This is a genomic window from Thermomonospora sp. CIF 1 (assembly GCF_001896795.1).
In the GTDB taxonomy this organism is placed as follows: domain Bacteria; phylum Actinomycetota; class Actinomycetes; order Streptosporangiales; family Streptosporangiaceae; genus Thermomonospora; species Thermomonospora curvata.
This window is the reverse complement of the sequence record NZ_MOYN02000022.1, coordinates 175,251-192,000: the sequence shown is the minus strand read 5'-3', so window position 1 is coordinate 192,000 and position 16,750 is coordinate 175,251. Positions and strand designations below refer to the sequence as shown.

Annotated in this window: 19 protein-coding genes; 11 read left to right on the top strand and 8 right to left on the bottom strand. The window is 73.5% G+C overall.

The window, feature by feature from the left end:
- The first annotated feature begins 18 nt into the window (after positions 1-18).
- Positions 19-861: a GNAT family N-acetyltransferase gene (locus BUE48_RS16730; RefSeq protein ID WP_041442087.1), complete on the top strand. Its 843-nt coding sequence runs from the start codon at positions 19-21 to the stop codon at positions 859-861.
- 17 nt (positions 862-878) lie between these two features.
- Here the strand turns inward: BUE48_RS16730 and BUE48_RS16725 are convergent, their stop codons facing one another.
- The gene (locus tag BUE48_RS16725) at positions 879-1,280 is read right to left on the bottom strand and encodes a DUF3037 domain-containing protein (protein ID WP_012853689.1); all 402 of its coding nucleotides are present in this window, start codon (positions 1,278-1,280) and stop codon (positions 879-881) included.
- Entirely contained in the window at positions 1,277-2,110 is an 834-nt protein-coding gene (locus BUE48_RS16720; protein ID WP_012853688.1) for a HipA family kinase, read from the bottom strand. The genes BUE48_RS16725 and BUE48_RS16720 overlap by 4 nt, the downstream gene beginning before the upstream one ends.
- A gap of 20 nt (positions 2,111-2,130) precedes the next feature.
- Between BUE48_RS16720 and BUE48_RS16715 the strand changes: the two genes are divergently transcribed.
- The 4 genes from BUE48_RS16715 (at position 2,131) to BUE48_RS16700 (ending at position 5,779) form a co-directional block, all read left to right on the top strand.
- A complete protein-coding gene (locus BUE48_RS16715; protein ID WP_286990467.1) occupies positions 2,131-2,781 on the top strand; it encodes a cyclase family protein in 651 nt (216 codons plus the stop codon).
- Between the two features lie 196 nt (positions 2,782-2,977).
- Positions 2,978-3,658 (top strand): PaaI family thioesterase, encoded by a 681-nt coding sequence (locus tag BUE48_RS16710; protein WP_012853686.1) that lies wholly within the window; start codon positions 2,978-2,980, stop codon positions 3,656-3,658.
- An 85-nt stretch (positions 3,659-3,743) separates the two neighbouring features.
- Positions 3,744-4,445, top strand: coding sequence for a response regulator transcription factor (locus BUE48_RS16705; protein ID WP_012853685.1), 702 nt, complete (start codon positions 3,744-3,746; stop codon positions 4,443-4,445).
- The gene (locus tag BUE48_RS16700) at positions 4,442-5,779 is read left to right on the top strand and encodes a HAMP domain-containing sensor histidine kinase (RefSeq protein ID WP_012853684.1); all 1,338 of its coding nucleotides are present in this window, start codon (positions 4,442-4,444) and stop codon (positions 5,777-5,779) included. The genes BUE48_RS16705 and BUE48_RS16700 overlap by 4 nt, the downstream gene beginning before the upstream one ends.
- Positions 5,780-5,808: 29 nt before the next feature.
- Here BUE48_RS16700 and BUE48_RS16695 read toward each other — a convergent pair whose 3' ends face one another.
- Positions 5,809-6,705, bottom strand: coding sequence for a LysR family transcriptional regulator (locus BUE48_RS16695; RefSeq protein WP_286990464.1), 897 nt, complete (start codon positions 6,703-6,705; stop codon positions 5,809-5,811).
- 123 nt (positions 6,706-6,828) lie between these two features.
- On the opposite strand from BUE48_RS16695, the gene BUE48_RS16690 reads away from it, so the two are divergent.
- Positions 6,829-7,509, top strand: a complete 681-nt coding sequence (locus tag BUE48_RS16690) for a type 1 glutamine amidotransferase domain-containing protein (protein ID WP_012853682.1) — start codon at positions 6,829-6,831, stop codon at positions 7,507-7,509.
- A 391-nt stretch (positions 7,510-7,900) separates the two neighbouring features.
- Here BUE48_RS16690 and BUE48_RS16685 read toward each other — a convergent pair whose 3' ends face one another.
- Positions 7,901-8,479 carry a TetR/AcrR family transcriptional regulator gene (locus tag BUE48_RS16685; RefSeq protein WP_012853681.1) on the bottom strand — a complete coding sequence of 193 codons (579 nt, stop codon included), beginning with the start codon at positions 8,477-8,479 and terminating at the stop codon, positions 7,901-7,903.
- Positions 8,480-8,570: 91 nt separating this feature from the next.
- Here BUE48_RS16685 and BUE48_RS16680 point away from each other — a divergent pair, with 91 nt between their 5' ends.
- On the top strand, positions 8,571-9,989 hold the full coding sequence (locus BUE48_RS16680) for an amidase (RefSeq protein ID WP_286990461.1): 1,419 nt from the start codon (positions 8,571-8,573) through the stop codon (positions 9,987-9,989).
- On the opposite strand, the gene BUE48_RS16675 is transcribed toward BUE48_RS16680, so the two are convergent.
- The 3 genes from BUE48_RS16675 to BUE48_RS16665 form a co-directional block, all read right to left on the bottom strand.
- Positions 9,983-10,744, bottom strand: a complete 762-nt coding sequence (locus BUE48_RS16675; protein WP_012853679.1) for a glucose 1-dehydrogenase — start codon at positions 10,742-10,744, stop codon at positions 9,983-9,985. The two genes, BUE48_RS16680 and BUE48_RS16675, sit on opposite strands and share 7 nt — an antisense overlap.
- Positions 10,745-10,883: 139 nt before the next feature.
- The gene (gene nfi / locus BUE48_RS16670; RefSeq protein ID WP_012853678.1) at positions 10,884-11,570 is read right to left on the bottom strand and encodes a deoxyribonuclease V; all 687 of its coding nucleotides are present in this window, start codon (positions 11,568-11,570) and stop codon (positions 10,884-10,886) included.
- Positions 11,571-11,595: 25 nt separating this feature from the next.
- Positions 11,596-12,783 carry a serine hydrolase domain-containing protein gene (locus BUE48_RS16665; RefSeq protein ID WP_012853677.1) on the bottom strand — a complete coding sequence of 396 codons (1,188 nt, stop codon included), beginning with the start codon at positions 12,781-12,783 and terminating at the stop codon, positions 11,596-11,598.
- 129 nt (positions 12,784-12,912) lie between these two features.
- On the opposite strand from BUE48_RS16665, the gene BUE48_RS16660 reads away from it, so the two are divergent.
- Positions 12,913-13,368: a flavodoxin family protein gene (locus BUE48_RS16660; protein ID WP_012853676.1), complete on the top strand. Its 456-nt coding sequence runs from the start codon at positions 12,913-12,915 to the stop codon at positions 13,366-13,368.
- Between the two features lie 78 nt (positions 13,369-13,446).
- Entirely contained in the window at positions 13,447-13,746 is a 300-nt protein-coding gene (locus BUE48_RS16655) for a Dabb family protein (protein WP_041442083.1), read from the top strand.
- 36 nt (positions 13,747-13,782) lie between these two features.
- Here BUE48_RS16655 and BUE48_RS16650 read toward each other — a convergent pair whose 3' ends face one another.
- Positions 13,783-14,442, bottom strand: a complete 660-nt coding sequence (locus BUE48_RS16650; RefSeq protein WP_286990457.1) for a TetR/AcrR family transcriptional regulator — start codon at positions 14,440-14,442, stop codon at positions 13,783-13,785.
- A 225-nt stretch (positions 14,443-14,667) separates the two neighbouring features.
- Here BUE48_RS16650 and glyA point away from each other — a divergent pair, with 225 nt between their 5' ends.
- Together glyA and BUE48_RS16640 are read left to right on the top strand one after the other, a co-directional pair.
- Complete coding sequence (glyA, locus tag BUE48_RS16645; RefSeq protein WP_012853673.1) at positions 14,668-16,005, top strand: serine hydroxymethyltransferase; 1,338 nt, start codon at positions 14,668-14,670, stop codon at positions 16,003-16,005.
- Between the two features lie 10 nt (positions 16,006-16,015).
- Positions 16,016-16,633, top strand: coding sequence for an HAD family hydrolase (locus BUE48_RS16640; RefSeq protein ID WP_012853672.1), 618 nt, complete (start codon positions 16,016-16,018; stop codon positions 16,631-16,633).
- Positions 16,634-16,750 lie beyond the last annotated feature (117 nt).

Sequence of the window (16,750 nt, the reverse complement as noted above, 5' to 3'; positions counted from 1 at the left end):
GGCGGGTAAGCCATGCGGATGCTGGGATCGATGCCGGTCCGGGTCCTGGACGACCGGCACAGGGACACCGTCCTGGCGATCCTTGACTCCGACCCTGTCTCCAACGTGTTCGTCAGTTCCCGGGTGCGCGCGGCAGGGCTGAACCCCGACCGGCTCGGCGCCCAGATGTGGGGGTACATCCGGGACGGGGAGCTGACCTCGCTGTGCTACTCGGGGGCCAACCTCATCCCGATCGCCGCCGACTCTGAGGCGGTGCGGGCCTTCGCCGAACGCGCCCGCAACGAAGGACGGCGCTGCTCGTCCATCGTGGGGCAGGCCGATGCGGTGCGAGAGCTGTGGGACCTGCTGGCCCCCTACTGGGGGCGGCCGCGGGCGATCCGGGCCGTCCAGCCGGTGATGGCCACCTCCCGGCCCTCCCCGGTGCCGCCCGATCCCCACGTGCGGCGGGTCCGGATGGATGAGTTCGACATCATCTACCCGGCGTGCGTGTCGATGTTCACTGAAGAGGTGGGCATCTCCCCGAACGTGGGGGACGGCGGTGCGCTGTACCGGGCCCGGGTGGCCGAGCTGATCCGCGCCGGGCGCGCGTTCGCCCGCATCGAGAACGGCCGGGTGATGTTCAAGGCCGAGATCGGCGCCGCCACCCCTTACGCCTGCCAGGTGCAGGGCGTGTGGGTGCCTCCGGACCTGCGCGGGCGGGGCCTGTCGGTGAGCGGCATGGCGGCGCTGGTGGACGAGTCGCTGCGCACCATCGCCCCGGTCGTGTCGCTGTATGTCAACGACTTCAACGCCCGCGCCCGCGCCGCCTACCGCCGGGTCGGCTTCACCGAGATCGACACCTTCATGTCGGTGCTGTTCTAGGCGGTGTCCGTGTCTCTTTAGGCGCCCTGCGCCGTGCCGGGGGCCACGCGCACCAGCAGGTCCAGTAGGCGGTCCAGTTCCGCCTCCGGGTCGTCGGTGAGGCCGGCGTGGACCGGGCCCGGCTGGACGACGGTGCTGCGGGGGGCGGTCAGCCAGCGGAACCGGCTGCCGGGGGACTGCTTCCCCGCCGGCCCGGCCTCCCGGCCGCCGTGGCAGACGCAGCGCACGGCGTGCAGCGCCGCGCGCACCCCCTGCAGGTCGAGCGCCGGGTCCAGGGCGTGCAGGCGCCGCTCGTCCAGGTGGATGCGGCAGCCCAGGAAGTCCGCGGCGCGGCAGTGCAGCACCACGCCCACGTTCATGGCCTCGCCGCGCTCGGGGCGGGGCACCACCCGCAGCACGGCGTACTCGAACGCGTTCATGTGACCGGGCCGCCCAGCCAGCTCGGCCGCCCGGCGGTGCGGCGCGGGGCGGGGGCGGGACGGTCCGGGCCGGCGGCCGACGGGTCGGGCAGCCAGGCGCGGGGGTCGGCGGCGCGGGCCAGCAGCGTCGCCACATAGGCGTCACGGACGGCCGCGGCGTCGGCGAAGCCCGGCTCCCCGCTCAGCCACAGGTCGGGCACCAGCGCGGTGATCTCGCGCAGCAGCTCCTCGGTCACCTGCGGCAGCAGCTCGGCCTCGGCCTCGGCCAGGTGGGTCGCGTACGACACCATGACATGATCGTCGATGTCGTAGGGCCGGCGGACCAATTCGGCGGCCTTGGCCCAGGCGTGGTGGAAGTACAGGCTGGCGCCGTGGTCGATCAGCCATATCCGGCCGTGCCAGACCAGCAGGTTGGGGTTGCGCCAGCTGCGGTCCACGTTGCCGATGAAGGCGTCCAGCCACAGCAGCCGGGAGGCCTGCTCGGGGTCGGCCGTCCAGCCGAGGGGGTCGTAGCCGAGCGAGCCGGGCAGGAAGTCCACCCCCAGGTTCCAGCCGGTGCTGGCCTTGAGCAGGTCCTGGACGTCGGGGTCGGGCTCGTGCCGGGCGATCGCCGGGTCCAGGTCCATGATCACCATGTCGGGCACCCGGAAGCCGAGGCGGCGGGCCAGCTCCCCGGCGATGATCTCGGCGACCAGCGCCTTGCGGCCCTGCCCGGCGCCGACGAACTTCATCACATAGGTGCCGAGGTCGTCGGCCTCCACGATGCCGGGCAGCGAGCCTCCCTCGCGCAGCGGCGTCACGTACCGGGTCGCTGTGACTAGGGGCAACACGGCACTTACCCTACGGGCTCATGACATGGGTCGATCTATCGGTGCCGGTGGTCACCGGGATGCCGGTGTATCCGGGGGACCCCGAGGTGGAGGTGGCGCCCGCGCTCACCGTCGCGGAGGCGGGGGTCAACGTGGCGCGGGTGCACCTGGGCTCTCATGCCGGAACGCATGTGGACGCGCCCTGCCACGTGGACGACTCCTGGCCCCGGCTGGATGAGCTGCCGCTGGACCGGTTCGCCGGGCGGGCCGTGCCGATGGACGTCCGCGGCCTGCCGCCGCGCACTCCCATCGGGCCGGAGCATCTTCCGGAGGGGCTGCGGCCGGGCGTCGTGCTGCTGGTCGTCACCGGCTGGTCGCGGCACTGGGGCACTCCCGATTATCTGGCGCATCCCTACCTGGCGGCCGAGACCTGCGTGCGGATCGCGGCGGCCGGGGTGCGGACGGTCGGCATCGACGCGCTCAGCGTGGACCGCACTCCGGCTCCGGGGGAGCAGGACTTCTCTCTGGCGGCCCACCGGGCGCTGCTGGAGCCGGGCGGGGTGATCGCCGAGAACCTCACCGGGCTCGACCGGCTGGTCCAGGCCCCGGCGGAGGCCGAGGTGTTCCTGTTCCCGGTGCGGCTGACGGGCGATGGGGCGCCGGTCCGCGCGGTCGCCCGCCTGCGGTCCTAGGCCCGGCCGGTCGCACCGCATCCCGGCGGCGCGGCGGCTCCGCGCGCAGGGTCAATCGCCGTCCGGCACCTGAGCCGGGCCGATTCCCACGGCCTTCTCTTTTGCGGGACGCGAGAGCGGTGCGCCCCGGATGTCCGCTAAGTCAAAGCACCTTCTAGAATCCCGTTCAGTTTTTTTGAGGGGTGCGGGAGGGCGCATGACGGAGGTCGAGGCGGCCGGCGGCAGGACCATCGGAAGGCTCGAAGACCGCCGGTGGATCGGCGAGGAGCGGGCCGCGCAGCTGGCCGAGCTGGCCGCCCGGGTCCGGGAGCTGACCGAGGCCGTGGTGCTGACCGAGGTGGACTCCGCCGAGATCGCCGCCGTCGCCGAGCAGGTCGCCGCGCTGACCGCCCGGCTGAACGCCGCCCGCGACCAGTACCCGCCGATGGCCGCCGAGGGCACCAACGGCATGGTCCGGCAGCTGGCCAGCCCGGTGACGGGCCGGATCAACCCCATCGCCCCGCCGGTGACGGTCACCGTGTGCGAAGGCGGCGTGGTCCGCGGCGAGTTCACCCTCAACACCGTCTACGAAGGGCCGCCCGGGTTCGTGCACGGCGGCGTCACCGCGCTCGTCCTCGACCAGATGCTCGGCCTGGCGGCGGCCTCCGGCGGCGTGCCGGGGCTGACCGCCACGCTGGACATGTGCTACCGCCGGCCCACCCCCTATGGCGTCCCGCTGACCGTCGAGGCCCGCGTGACCCGCACCGAGGGCCGCAAGACCTTCGCCGAGGCGCACGTGCTCGCCCCGGGCGGCAAGGTGACCGTCGAGGCCACCGCGATGTTCGTGCGCCCGCTGTTCCAGCTTCCGCAGGGGACGGGGGCGTCCGAGAGAAACTGAAAATTTTTCTTCACTCTGTGCACGGCACCGGGAACAATCGTTAGGAGACAGGCAGAAGCGCACATAGTGGTCTACGGTGCGGGGCATGGCGACTGTGCTCGTAGTGGAGGACGATCCCAACCTCCGGGCCGCACTGATACGGGAACTGGACGCCCGGTCCCACACCGTGCGGAGCGCCGGCACCGCGATGGACATGCTCCGGGAGGTCGCGCGCAACCCGCCGGACCTGGTGGTGCTGGATCTGGGACTGCCGGACCTGGACGGCGCCGAGGCGCTGAAGATGCTGCGCGGCGTCTCCGACGTGCCGGTCATCATCGCCACCGCCCGCGACGCCGAGACCGAGATCGTCCGGCTGCTGAACGCCGGAGCCGACGACTACCTGGTCAAGCCCTTCACCGCCGAGCATCTCAACGCCCGGCTGCTGGCGCTGCTGCGCCGGGCCGGCCGGGCCGGGCCGACGATGCGGCTGGTGGTCGGCGGCCTGCAGATCGATGTGGACCGCCGCGAGGCGTCCTTGGACGGCCGCCCGCTGGAGCTGACCCGCCGCGAGTTCGACCTGCTGGCCTACCTGGCGGCCCGGCCCGGCCGGGTGGTCTCGCGCCGCGAGCTGCTGGCGGAGGTGTGGCACCAGGCCTACGGGGACGACCAGACCATCGACGTGCACCTGTCGTGGCTGCGCCGCAAACTGGGTGAGACCGCCGCCTCCCCCCGCTACCTGCACACCGTGCGCGGGGTCGGGGTCCGCCTGGCCGCCCCCGAGCCGGAGACCGCGACGGACTCGCCATGAGACGCGCGCTCGGGCTCGTCGCGCTGGCCGTCACCTCCATGGTGGCCCTGGCCTTCTTGATCCCGCTGGCGTTCGCCGTCCGGGAGATGACCCGGGACCGGGCGCTCGGCGCCGCCGAACGGGACGCCGCCTCCATGGGACCGGCGCTGGCGCTGTCGACCAGGCCCCCCGACATCGAGCGCGCCATGTCGGCCACCGTGGCCGGCCCCGCCGGCCGGATGGCGGTGCACCTGCCCGACGGCGCCGTGTTCGGCACTCACCGGACCGAACCGGCCCAGGTCCTGGAGGCGTCCCGGCGGGAGACGGTGTCCACCGTGGAGGTCCCCGGCGGGCACGCGGTGCTGCAGCCGGTCGCGCTCGCCGAGGGGCAGATGGCCGTGGTCGAGGTCTTCCTGCCCGGCGGCGAGCTCACCCGGGGCGTGTGGAAGGCGTGGCTGGCGATGGCCGGGGTGGGCGTGGTGCTGGTCGCCGGGTCGGTGGTGGCCGCCGACCGGATGGGCACCCGGGTGGTGCGCGCCACCCAGCGCCTGTCGGACGCCGCCGCCGCGCTCGGCGAGGGGGACCTGAGCGTGCGCATCGAGGACTCCGACGGGCCTCCCGAGCTGGTCAACGCCGGGCGCGCCTTCAACGCCATGGCCGACCGGGTGGCCAAGCTGCTGGCCGCCGAGCGCGAGATGGCCGCCGACCTGTCCCACCGGCTGCGCACCCCGCTGGCCGCGCTGCGCCTGAACGCAGAGTCCCTGCCGCCGGGGGCGCTGGGCGACCAGACCCGGGAGGCCGTCGACCGGCTGGAACGCGAGATCGACATGATCATCCGCGCGGTGCGCAACCCGGCCGGGCGGGGCAGCTGCGACGCCGCCCAGGTGCTGCGCGACCGCATCGCCTTCTGGTCGGCCCTGGCCGAGGACGAGGGACGCAACTGCGAGCTGATCGGCGCCGACCGCCCGGCCCCGGTGCCGCTGCCGGCCGCCGAGCTGGAGGCCGCCGTGGACGCCCTGCTGGGCAACATCTTCCGGCACACCCCAGAAGGCACCGACTTCGCCGTCACCTTGCACGTCGGCGAGGGCGTCACCGGCATCCTGGTCGCCGACGCCGGGCCGGGCATCGCCGACCCGCAGGCCGCCCTGGAACGCGGACGCAGCGGCCGCGGCTCCACCGGGCTCGGGCTGGACATCGCCCGCCGCGCCGCCGAGTCCACCGGCGGCCACCTGCGCATCCACCGTTCCGTGCTGGGCGGCGCCCAGGTCCAGCTGTGGCTGCGCACCGGCGAGCGCCCCCCGGCCCGCCGCTCGCGCCGCTCCCGCCGCCGCACCCGCTCCCGCGCCCGCGCCTGAACACACGTCCGGAAAAAGGCCCGGGGGGATCACCAGGAGCGGGCCTGGGCCAGCAGGTGGTCGCGCACCGCCGCGATGTGCGGCAGGTCGGCGGTGCCGGTGCGGGCCGCCAGGAAGAGCGTGTTGATCGGCGGGACCTCCGGCTGGAGCAGGGCGACCAGCTCGCCCGAGGCCAGCTGCTGTTCGCACAGGTAGCGGGGGAGCACGGTGACGCCGGCGCCGGCCGCCGCGGCGGCCAGGACCCCGCGCAGGTCCGGGACGACCACGGCGGCCTGGCCGGAGGGCCGCCCGCCGAACACCGTGCGCCAGTAGCGGCGGATGATCGGCAGGTCCTCGGCGTAGGAGATCAGCGGGACGCCGCGCAGCGCGGCGGCCGGCTCGCGGGCCAGGTGCTCGCGGTCGATCCGCTCGGCCCAGCAGGCGGCGGCCACCAGGACGAACTCCTCGTCGGTCAGCGGGACGGCGGTGATCGCCCGGCCGCGCGGCCGGATCGCGGAGACGACCAGGTCGAACCGGCCCGCCGCCAGCCCCGACAGCAGCTCCTCGGCCAGCCCCACGCCGACGCGCAGCCGCAGGCCGCGCCGCACCGGCTCGGCCAGCGCCGGCAGCACCCGCGCGGCGGTGAACTCGGCGGGCCCGCCCAGGTGCACCGGCCTGGCGAAGGGGTCGCCGGGGCCGATCCGGCGTTCGGTGATCGCGACCAGCGCGTCCACGTGGGGCGCCACCTGGCGGGCCAGCTCGTCGGCGACCGCCGTCGGCACGACGCCGCGCGCCGTCCGCTGGAACAGCTGCCGGCCCAGCCGTTCCTCCAGCGTCCGGATCTGGGCGGTGACGGCGGGCTGCGACAGCCCCAGGTGCGGTGCCGCACCGGTCAGCGATCCGGCCCGGTACACCTCCAGGAAGGTGCGCAACAGGGACAGGTCCATTCGCCGCTCCATCGAAAAACTTATGGCAGTCAGTGAAAAGGCTATTGGTTCACCAATGGCTTGAACGCTTAACGTCAAGGCCGCAGGCACGACGTCGTAAGCGACAGATCCAGGAGTGGCCTCATGTCCCGCGACAGCGCGATCCTGTTCGCCCTGACCAGTCACGGCCGGCTCGGCGACACCGGCCGCGCCACCGGCTTCTTCCTGCCGGAGGCCGCCGAGCCCTGGAAGGTCTTCCGCGACGCCGGCTACCGGGTCGACCTGGTCTCCCCGCGCGGCGGCAGGCCGCCGATGTACGGCCAGGACCCCGGCGACCCGGTCCAGCGGGAGTTCCTGGAGGACCCGCAGATCGCCCGGGCGCTGGCCGCCACGCCGCGCTCCGACCAGGTCGACCCCTCCGGCTATGCCGCGATCTTCTACGTCGGCGGCCACGGCACCATGTGGGACTTCCCGCAGGACGCCGCGCTGGCGGCGGCCGCCCGCCGCATCTACGAGGCGGGCGGCGTGGTGGCGGCGGTCTGCCACGGCCCGGCGGGGCTGCTGCCCATCACCCTCTCGGACGGCCGTCCCCTGGTGGAGGGCAGGGACCTGACGTCCTTCACCAACGAGGAGGAGGCCGACCAGGGGCTGACCGACGTGGTCCCCTTCCTGCTGAGCGACGCCTTGGAGAAGCTCGGCGCACGCCACCACGGCAAGCCCGCCTACCAGGCCAACGTGGTGGTGGACGGCCGTCTGATCACCGGGCAGAACCCGGCCTCCTCCACCGGCGTCGCCGAGGCGGTCGTCGCCGCCCTGTCCGGCTGAACGGCTCTTTCGGGCCGGTGCGCCCTTTCGCCGGGACGGCCGGGCGGTGTTCCTCCCACTCCGGCGTTTCCGCAGGTGTGGACGTTTTTAAACGGCTCGTCCAAAAAACCCGATGGGCAAACTGCCGTAAGCGTGCCTCAGGGATGACTTAAGCGAGCGTTAAGAACCTTCTTCGGCGGGGACGTGCTTCCTAGCGTTGGGGGTGTCGGAAAGGCGAGACCACGGAGGTACACCGGCTGGAGAAAGCGAACGTCGACTGAGGTTCCCGACTCAGGTTCCTGACTGAGGCTAGGCGATCGGCTCGTACGGCCCAAACCCCGCTCTTGGGCCGCACGGGCCGATCGTCATTTCACGGAAAGCCGTTATGAGGAAAGGCGTTGCAGGCGGCAGATCACCGTTCGCGGGGGAGCGCGCCGTGCAGCAGCAGCCGGAAGGCGTCGGCGGTGCCCGAGGCGCTGTCGTCCCCGGTGGCCAGGCGGCGGACGGCCAGCCCGAAGAGCATGGCGACCACGGCGGGAGCGTGCCGTTCGGCGTCGGGAATGCCCAGCGCGGTCAGCACCGCGGCGGCCAGCCGGTCGTAGGCGGCGATCGAGCGGGCCGAGGCGTCGGCCACCTCCGGGTCGCGGGCCGCGTGCAGGTGCAGTTCCAGGTTGGCGATCTGCTCGGGGCCGTAGGCGAACTCGACGATGGCCTTTTCGACCTCTTCGGCGACCTGGTCGAGGCTGATGCCGGTGGCGCGCAGCCGCTCGACGTGACCGGCGATGCGGGCGATGTCGTCTTCGACGAAGGCGCGCAGGCTCTCCCGCAGCAGGTCGGCCTGGCTGGGGAAGTGGTAGGTGAGCGAGCCCAGCGAGACCCCGGCGGCCTTGGCGACCGCACGGTTGGTGACCGCGCCGATGCCCTGCTCGCCGATGAGACGCAGGGTGGCGCGCAGGATCCGGTCACGCGCCGCTACTGGAGTGGTGTTCATCGTGGTCCCAGTGTCCCGCAGGAAAAAGGGTCTTTGCCCGCCCATTGCCGGCCGGTTATCGTTCGTTCGAACGAACGATAGAGGAGGCGGTGTGTTGGACGGGCTCGGGCTGGCCGCGCAGGCCGAACTGCTGGCGCTGGGTGAGCTGTCGGCCGGGGAACTGGTGGCGCACTCACTGGAGCGGATCGACCGCCTGCAGTCGCTGGGCGCCTTCCGGGTGGTGCGGGCCGAGGCCGCGCTGGCCGAGGCCGCCGAGGCCGACCGGCGGCTGCGCGCCGGGGAGCGGCTGCCGCTGCTGGGGGTGCCGGTGGCGATCAAGGACGACACCGACCTGGCCGGCGAGACCACCCCCTTTGCGGTGCCCGGCGATCACCGTCCCAAGGCCGCCGACGCCGAACACGTCCGCCGGCTGCGGGCGGCCGGGGCGATCATCGTGGGCAAGACCACCACCTGTGAGATCGGGCTGTGGCCGTTCAGCGAGTCGCCCGGCTTCGGCGCCGCGCGCAACCCCTGGAACCCCGCCTACAGCCCCGGCGGCTCCAGCGGGGGCTCGGCGGCGGCCGTCGCCGCGGGCATGGTGGCCGCCGCGGTGGGCTCCGACGGCGCCGGGTCGATCCGCATCCCGGCGGCCTGGACCGGCCTGGTCGGCATCAAGCCGCAGCGCGGCCGGGTCTCCGGCTTCCCGCACCGCGACCCCTTCCACGGGCTGACGGTGTGGGGGCCGCTGGCGCGCAGCGTGGCGGACGCGGCGCTGCTGCTGGATGTGCTGACCGGCAGCCACCCCGAGGACGCCCACCGGCTGGACCCCCCGGTCGTCCCGTTCGCCGAGGCGGCCCGCCGTGACCCGGGACGGCTGCGGATCGCGGTGTCCTTCCGCACCGCCTTCGGGGTGCCCGGCCGGGTCGACCCGCAGATCCGGGCGGCGGTGGAGCGCATCGCCCGCCGCCTCGCCGACCTGGGGCACAAGGTCTTCCCCGCCGACCCCGACTACGGGCTGGTCGGGCTGGGGCTGATCCCGCGCGGCACCGCCGGGGTGGCCGACTGGCTGGAGTCGATGCCCGGCGCCTCCCCCGAGCCCCGCACCGAGGTCGAGGCCAGGATCGGCCGGCTGCTGGGACGGCGGCTGCTGCCGCTGGCCCGCCGGATGGACCCGGCGCTGCGCCGCCGGGTGGGAAGGATCTTCCAGGTGGCCGACGTGGTGCTCACCCCCACGACCGCGCTGCCGCCGCCGCGGGTGGGCGCCTACGACGGGGCGACCTGGCGCCGCACCCAGTCGGCCGCCGCGGCGGCCTGCCCGTACGCCTGGCCGTGGAACGTGCTGGGCTGGCCGGCGATGAGCGTGCCGGCCGGGATGACCGCCGAGGGGCTGCCGATCGGCGCCCAGCTGCTGGCGCACGACTCCGAAGAGGCGCTGCTGATCTCCCTGGCCGCCCAGCTGGAGGCGGTCGAGGGCTGGCACGAGCGCCGCGCGCCCTTGAAGGAGCTCAGCAGCCCTGAGGGAGCTCAGTAGCCCGCGCCGGTGAGCATCCCGCCGTCCACCAGCACCTCGCTGCCGGTGCAGTAGGAGGAGTCGTCGGAGGCCAGGAACGCCACCACCCCCGACACCTCGCGGGAGCGGCCCATCCGGTTCAGCGGCAGCGCCTTCATGAAGGACTCGGCGCTGTCGGCGGTCGCGGCGACCACGTCCGGGTCCATGACCATGGGGGTGAGGATGCCGCCGGGGTGGACGGAGTTGACCCGGATGCCGTACTGGCCCAGCTCCCGGGCGGCGGCCTTGGTCAGCCCCCGCACGCCGAACTTGCTGGCGCTGTAGGCGGCCAGCCCGGCGGCGCCGATGAAGCCCTCGGTGGAGGAGATGTTGACGATCGAGCCGCCCCCGGCCGCCTTCATCGGCTCGATGACCGCCTTGACGCCCAGCCACTGGCCGATGAGGTTGACCTCCAGGATCCGCCGGCACTCCTCCAGGCTCATGTCCTCGATGCGCTTGTGCTTGATGATCCCGGCGTTGTTGACCAGCACGTTGAGCGTCCCGTAGGTGCCCACGGCGGTCTCCACGGCGTTCTTCCAGTCGTCGGGGGAGGTGACGTCCATGCGCACGAAGCGCACCGCCTCGCCCAGCTCGGCGGCCAGCTCGGCGCCCTCCTTCTCCAGGATGTCACCGAACACCACGCGGGCGCCCTCGGCGACGAACCGCCGCACGTGCGCCTTGCCCATCCCCCGCGCGCCGCCGGTGATGATCGCGACCTTCCCGTCGAGCAGCCCCATCAGGCGTTCCTCCCGCTGTGCGTGCCGGTCACCGGGACCGCGGCCGCATTGCCCGCCGGATACGGGCCCGCGGCGGCGCCGGACGGTTCATCGCGGCAAACCTAACTACCGCTTGGTCGCCCGGCAAGGCTCCTCCCGATCACCGGGAACCCCGCTGCTCAAGGGCACGGCGGCTGAGCCGGTCGGCGCGCCGGGTGGTCTCCGGCAGCCGGTAGCGAGGGCTGAGCGCCAGCACCTGCCGGCAGGCGTTCTCCAGGCCGATGCGGTGCCCCACCGACACATAGACGGGACGGACGCCGTCCTGCGTGCGCAGCACCCGTCCCACCACCTGCCCCTCATGCCGCAGATCGGCGCTCGAACCCCGGCGCTCGCCGACCGGCTCGTGCGAGCCCAGCAGGTGGGTCTTGGCCACGCCCAGCGACGGCAGCCCGGTGAGCACGCCCAGATGGCAGGCCAGCCCGAAACGCCGCGGGTGGGCCAGGCCGTGGCCGTCGCACACCAGCAGGTCGGGCGTCACCGTCAGCTTCTTCAGCGCCTCGACCAGCGCCGGCAGCTCCCGGAAGGCGAACAGCCCCGGCACGTAGGGGAAGGCCGCCGCGCCGATGACGACCGACTCCTCCAGCGGCTGCAGCGTCGCCGCATCCAGCACCACCACGGCGGCCGCCAGCCGGTCGGTGCCCTTTTCGTAGGCCACATCCAGCCCGGCCACCGTGCGCGGTGCGGCCGGCCCGGGCGAGTCCAGGTCCAGCAGCGGACGCAGCTTCTGCTGGATCTCCTCGGCCTCCCCGGGCGTCGCCGGCCACGGATGCAGCGTTTCCACCTTCACGGCCCGGTACGCTACCGGGCGCGTTTCACCCCAGGCTGGAATAAAGGGCCTTGACGAGACGGTAGGCGCGCGTGTCGGCCGTCAGGGCACTGCCCATCAGGTTGGGGATATAGGCCAAGGACACCCCCGCCTCCATGTCGCCCAGCCCGATGGAGCCGCTGGCGCCGCTGTGCCCGAACGCCGTCTCCGCCGCCGCGGGCGGGGCGGCGAAGGCCATCGCGGGCCGCATGTACCCCAGCCCGAACGAGGTGTCCACGCCCAAGATCCGGTCGGGCCCGTTCACCCGCCGCCGGATCGCCTCGCGCAGCGTCCCGGGCGCCAGGATGCGCCCGGCGACCAGGTCCCGGTAGAAGGCGGCCAGCGCGGTCGCCGTCGTCACCATCCCGGCCGCCGGCCAGCCGCCTGCCAGCACGACCGGGTTGTTGTAGCCGCCCTTGCCGGGGTGGGGGTTGTTGAGCGCCCGGTCCATGAGGGCGGCCTGCTCGGGGGTGAGCCGAGCGAGCCGCTCCAGCGCGCCGCTTCGCGCCTCGCCGGCGGGCCCGCCGGCGGATTCGGAGGCGCCTTCGGGCCGGTGCGCCGACAGCCGGGCGGCCCGCTCGATCACCTCCGGCGGCGCCCCGATCCACAGATCGAGCTCCCCGGCGAACTCGGCGCGGACGAACTCCCCGACCGTGCGCCCCGACAGCCGCCGGACGATCTCACCCGCCAGCCACCCGAAGGTCAGCGCGTGGTAGCCGTGCGCCTGCCCGGGCGTCCACACCGGGGCCTGACCGGCCAGCAGGGCGGCCATGGCGGCCGGATCGGCGGCCTCCGCCGCGCTCACCTCCCGCTCCAGCGCCGGCAGCCCCGCCTGGTGCGACAGCAACTGCTCGGCCGTCACCTGCTCCTTGCCGCACGCCCCGAACTCCGGCCACCACTCGGCCACCGGCCCGGTCAGGTCATAGGCCCCGCGCTCGGCCAGCGCCAGCGCGGCCGTGGCGGTCACCGCCTTGGTGCACGAGAACGCCACGCACGGGGTGTCCGGCAGCCAGGGCCGCCCGGTGCGCCGGTCGGCCACACCGCCCCACAGATCGACCACCAGCCGGTCCCCGGCGTACACGGCCACCGCCGCGCCCAGCTCATGACCTCGGGCGAAGGATTCCTCCAGGGCTTCGCGCACCGCCTTGAACGCCGGATCGCAGTGTCCGTGGACCGTGGTCTGCAGGCTCGTCACGGGGGGTCCTTTCACGAGGGGGCCACACCGAATGATGCTCGACTCGCCCCCTCGAGGTCGATATGCCCCCGCATAACCTCCCGCCCGCCGGTCTTGTGCCGATGCAGCCGGTCGCTAGGCTCGCCGGTGATGAAGAGACTGCTGATCGTCCATCACACCACCTCGCCGAACCTGCAGGCGATGTTCGAGGCGGTGCGCTCGGGGGCGTCCACCGACGAGATCGAAGGAGTGGAGGTCGTCGCCCGGCCGGCGCTGACGGCCGGTGCCGTGGACGTGCTGGAGGCCGACGGGCTGGTGCTGGGCACTCCGGTGAACATCGGCTACATCTCCGGCGCGCTCAAGCACTTCTTCGACCAGATCTACTACCCGTGCCTGGAGGCGACCGTGCGCCGTCCGTACGCGGCCTACCTGCACGGCGCCGGTGACGCGGCCGGGGCGCTGCGGGCGCTGGAGACGATCACGACCGGGCTGGGCTGGCGGGCGGTGCGGCCGCCGCTGGTGGTGACCGGCGAGCCCGCCAAGGCCGACCTGGAGGCGTGCTGGGAGCTGGGCGCGCTCGCCGCCGCCGAGCTGGCCGGGCTGTGAGCGTTTCGGAATGCCGCCCTGGCGGCGGATCGCGGCGGTTTCCAGCGTGGCGGGGCGGTGGGGCACTACGGTGACCCCATGAGTGGATTCCGCCATGTGGTGATGTTCCGCTGGGCCGGGGGGACGACCACCCGCCAGCAGGAGGAGGTCGCCGCCCGCCTGTCGGAGCTGCCCGCCCGCATCCCGCAGATCAAGTCCTACAGCATGGGCGTGAACGCCAAGGTCAACCCCGGCGGCTACGACTTTGTGATAGTGGCCGACTTCGCCAGCCGGGAGGACTACCTGATCTACCGGGACCACCCCGACCACCGCGCGGTGGTGAACGAGGTGATCCAGCCGCTGCTGGGCGAGCGCGCCGCCATCCAGTACGAGCTATGAGCCCCGGGAACGGAGCCTGTGTCCGGGAGGCCCGGGTCAGCGGACGACGATGCCGTCGAACATGACCTTCAGGTAGTGGTCGGCCAGCGCCGCGGTGTCCAGCGCGCCGCCCGGCCGGTACCAGCGCACCGCCACCCAGATGGTGTCGCGGATCATCCGGTAGGTCAGCCTGGCGTCGATGTCGGCGCGGAAGCAGCCCTCCTGCTGGCCCTTGCGCAGCGCGTCGACCCAGATGCGCTCGATCTCCTCCTCCGCCTTGATCAGGTAGGCGAAGCGGGGCATGCCCTTGAGGTAGTTCCAGTCGTTCTGCAGCACCGTGATCGCCGCGCGGTGCGGCTCGAAGGTGGCGAAGGCGATGCGCACCAGCTCGGCGACGGTCTCGCGCGGCCCCTGCCCCCGCTCGGCGGCGGCCCGGCAGGCGGCCGTGATCTCGGTGAAGAAGCCCGAGAGGATCTCGTCGACGATCGACTCCTTGGAGTCGAAGTGGTGGTAGAGGCTGCCGGACAGGATGCCGGCCTCGTCGGCGATGTTGCGGACCGTGGTGGCCTGGAACCCCTTCTCGGCGAACAGCTCGGCGGCCAGCTTCACCAGGTGCTCGCGCCGCCGCGAGGCCGCCGACGCGCCGCCCCGGCCGCGGCGTCCGCCGCCGCTCGTCCCCGGCTTGGGCGGTGCGGAATCGGTGCTCGTCGTCTTCACCTTCTTCAGTATGCCGCTCCCGGCCGTCCGGCAGGCGGCCGAAGACGCCCCGGCGAAGACCGTCGGAGACGCTCGCCGGGCGTCACAAGGCCAGGCTATGGCACGAGCGAGCGCTTGGCCGGGGACTTCGGCCGCGGCGGGCGGGCCACCGGACGAGGAGAAGTGTGATCTTTCCGCTGGTTCCCCATAGCGCGAACTACCTGCCATTACATACGGTTTGTCGCTATGGATCAGCATGAGGGGACGTTCCCCGAGATCGCGCCCTGGGCCTCACCGGTGGCGCGGGCCAGGATGGCGGAAGTGGCGGCCGGGCTCGGCGGGCTGTGGGACCGCCCGTCCGCCGCCGAGGTGCTCGCCACCGTGCGGCACCTGCTGCGCGAGCACACCCGGCAGTTCGACGAAGAAGGCATCGTGCTGTACGCGGGCACGAACGTGATGAGCCCGGCCGCCCGCCAGGTGGCCGAGACCACGCTGGGCGGACGGCCCAGCATGGGCTGGCCGGGGGAGAAGTACCAGGCCGGATTGGACTGGCTGGACCCGCTGGAGGTACTGGTCCCCGCGCTGATCTCCCGCCTGGTGGGCGCCCGCTTCGCCGAGGTGCGCAGCCACAGCGCCACCATGGCCAACCTGGCCGTCTACACCGCGCTCACCGAGCCGGGCGACACCATCGCGGTGCTGCCCGAGCGGGCCGGCGGCCACACCAGCCACCACACCGTCGGGGTCCCGGGCGTGCGCGGGCTGCGCGTGGTGGACCTGCCCTACGACACCGACGCCTACGACGTGGACCTGGCGGCACTGCCGGGCTTTCTGGAGCGCGAGCGGCCCCGCCTGGTGGTGATCGGGGCGAGCCTGCTGCTGTTCCCGCACCGCATCGCGCAGATCAAGGAGGCCGTCGCCCAGGCCGGCGCGGTGCTGATGTACGACGCCTCCCACGTGGCCGGGCTGGTGGCCGCCGGGCGCTTCCAGCGTCCCCTCGCCGAGGGCGCCGACCTGCTGACCTTCTCCACCTACAAGTCCTTCGGCGGCCCGCCCGGCGGGGTGATCGCCACCGACGACGAGGAACTGGCCGAGAAGGTCTCCACCGCGGTCTTCCCCGCCCTGACCGCCAACTACGACGCCGGGCGGCTGGCCCCCCTCGCCGTCACCGCCGCCGAGATCGGCGAGGACGGCGGCGCCTACGCCGACCGCTGCATCGCCGCCGCCCGGGCCCTGGCCGCCGCGCTGAGCGAAGAGGGCTTCACCGTCGCCGGGGCCGACCGGGGCTTCACCGACTCCCACCACGTGGCGGTGGACGTCGCCGAGCTCGGCGGCGGCCGGGCGGTGATGGCGCGCCTGGCCGAGGCCGGCATCTACCTGAGCGCGATCGGCCTGCCCTGGCAGCGTCCCGGCGAGGCGGACCGGGGGTTGCGGATCGGCACCCAGGAGGTGGTCCGGCGCGGCCTGGGCGAGGAGGAGCTGCGGCAGGTCGCCGCGCTGATGGCCGACCTGCTGCTGCGCGGGGCCGACCCGGCGACGGTCCGCAAGGCCGTCGTCCGCATCAGGAAGGAGACCGGGTCCGCATAGGGTGGACGGCATGCCCGAGGCGATCGTGTTCGACCTGTACGGCGTGATCGCGACCCATCAGCCGCAGGAGGCCAAACGCGCCATCGAACGGCTGGCGGGGATCGAGCCCGGCGACGCCGCGGGGGCCGCCCGGTTCTGGGACGCCTACTGGGCCCTGCGCCCGGCCTACGACGCCGGGCAGCCCGCCGCCGAGTACTGGCGCGCCGTCGCCGGCCGGCTGGGGGTGTCCTTCGCGGATCCCGCGGCGCTGGCCCGCGCCGACCTGGAGAGCTGGACGGCGGTGGACGAGGAGATGGTCGCGCTGGTCACCGAGCTGGCCGAGCGCGGGCACCGGCTCGGCTTGCTGTCGAACATCGTCGCCGACCTGGTGCCGGTGATGGAGGAGCGGCACGGCCACTGGCTGCGCCGGTTCGCGGCGCTGACCTACTCCTGCCGGATCGGCGTGGCCAAGCCCGACCCCCGCGCCTATGAGATCTGCGCCCGGCGCCTGGGCGTGGCCCCCTCTGATGTGCTGTTCTTCGACGACAACGAGGTCAACGTACAGGCCGCCCGCGCGGTCGGCATGAGCGCCGAGGTGTTCACCTCACCCGGCCAGGTCCGCCGGGTCCTGGCCGCCTGCGGACGCTGAGACCGGGACGGACGGGAGCGCGTTTCCCAGCGCGCGGTCTTCAGGCCTCGGAAAGGGACGCCTCGGCGGTGCCCGGCTCCCGCTCCCGCCCATCGGCCTGCGAAACGGCGCCTTGAA

Bases quoted from the DNA above. Each gene is read 5' to 3' on its own strand.
- BUE48_RS16710 (WP_012853686.1), top strand. From the start codon at position 2,978: ATGACGGAGGTCGAGGCGGCCGGCGGCAGGACCATCGGAAGGCTCGAA.
- BUE48_RS16685 (WP_012853681.1), bottom strand. From the start codon at position 8,479: ATGAACACCACTCCAGTAGCGGCGCGTGACCGGATCCTGCGCGCCACC.
- BUE48_RS16730 (WP_041442087.1), top strand. From the start codon at position 19: ATGCTGGGATCGATGCCGGTCCGGGTCCTGGACGACCGGCACAGGGAC.
- BUE48_RS16675 (WP_012853679.1), bottom strand. From the start codon at position 10,744: ATGGGGCTGCTCGACGGGAAGGTCGCGATCATCACCGGCGGCGCGCGG.
- BUE48_RS16695 (WP_286990464.1), bottom strand. From the start codon at position 6,705: ATGGACCTGTCCCTGTTGCGCACCTTCCTGGAGGTGTACCGGGCCGGA.
- BUE48_RS16725 (WP_012853689.1), bottom strand. From the start codon at position 1,280: ATGAACGCGTTCGAGTACGCCGTGCTGCGGGTGGTGCCCCGCCCCGAG.
- BUE48_RS16640 (WP_012853672.1), top strand. From the start codon at position 16,016: ATGCCCGAGGCGATCGTGTTCGACCTGTACGGCGTGATCGCGACCCAT.
- BUE48_RS16690 (WP_012853682.1), top strand. From the start codon at position 6,829: ATGTCCCGCGACAGCGCGATCCTGTTCGCCCTGACCAGTCACGGCCGG.
- BUE48_RS16700 (WP_012853684.1), top strand. From the start codon at position 4,442: ATGAGACGCGCGCTCGGGCTCGTCGCGCTGGCCGTCACCTCCATGGTG.
- BUE48_RS16705 (WP_012853685.1), top strand. From the start codon at position 3,744: ATGGCGACTGTGCTCGTAGTGGAGGACGATCCCAACCTCCGGGCCGCA.
- BUE48_RS16660 (WP_012853676.1), top strand. From the start codon at position 12,913: ATGAAGAGACTGCTGATCGTCCATCACACCACCTCGCCGAACCTGCAG.
- BUE48_RS16655 (WP_041442083.1), top strand. From the start codon at position 13,447: ATGAGTGGATTCCGCCATGTGGTGATGTTCCGCTGGGCCGGGGGGACG.
- BUE48_RS16715 (WP_286990467.1), top strand. From the start codon at position 2,131: ATGACATGGGTCGATCTATCGGTGCCGGTGGTCACCGGGATGCCGGTG.
- glyA (WP_012853673.1), top strand. From the start codon at position 14,668: ATGGATCAGCATGAGGGGACGTTCCCCGAGATCGCGCCCTGGGCCTCA.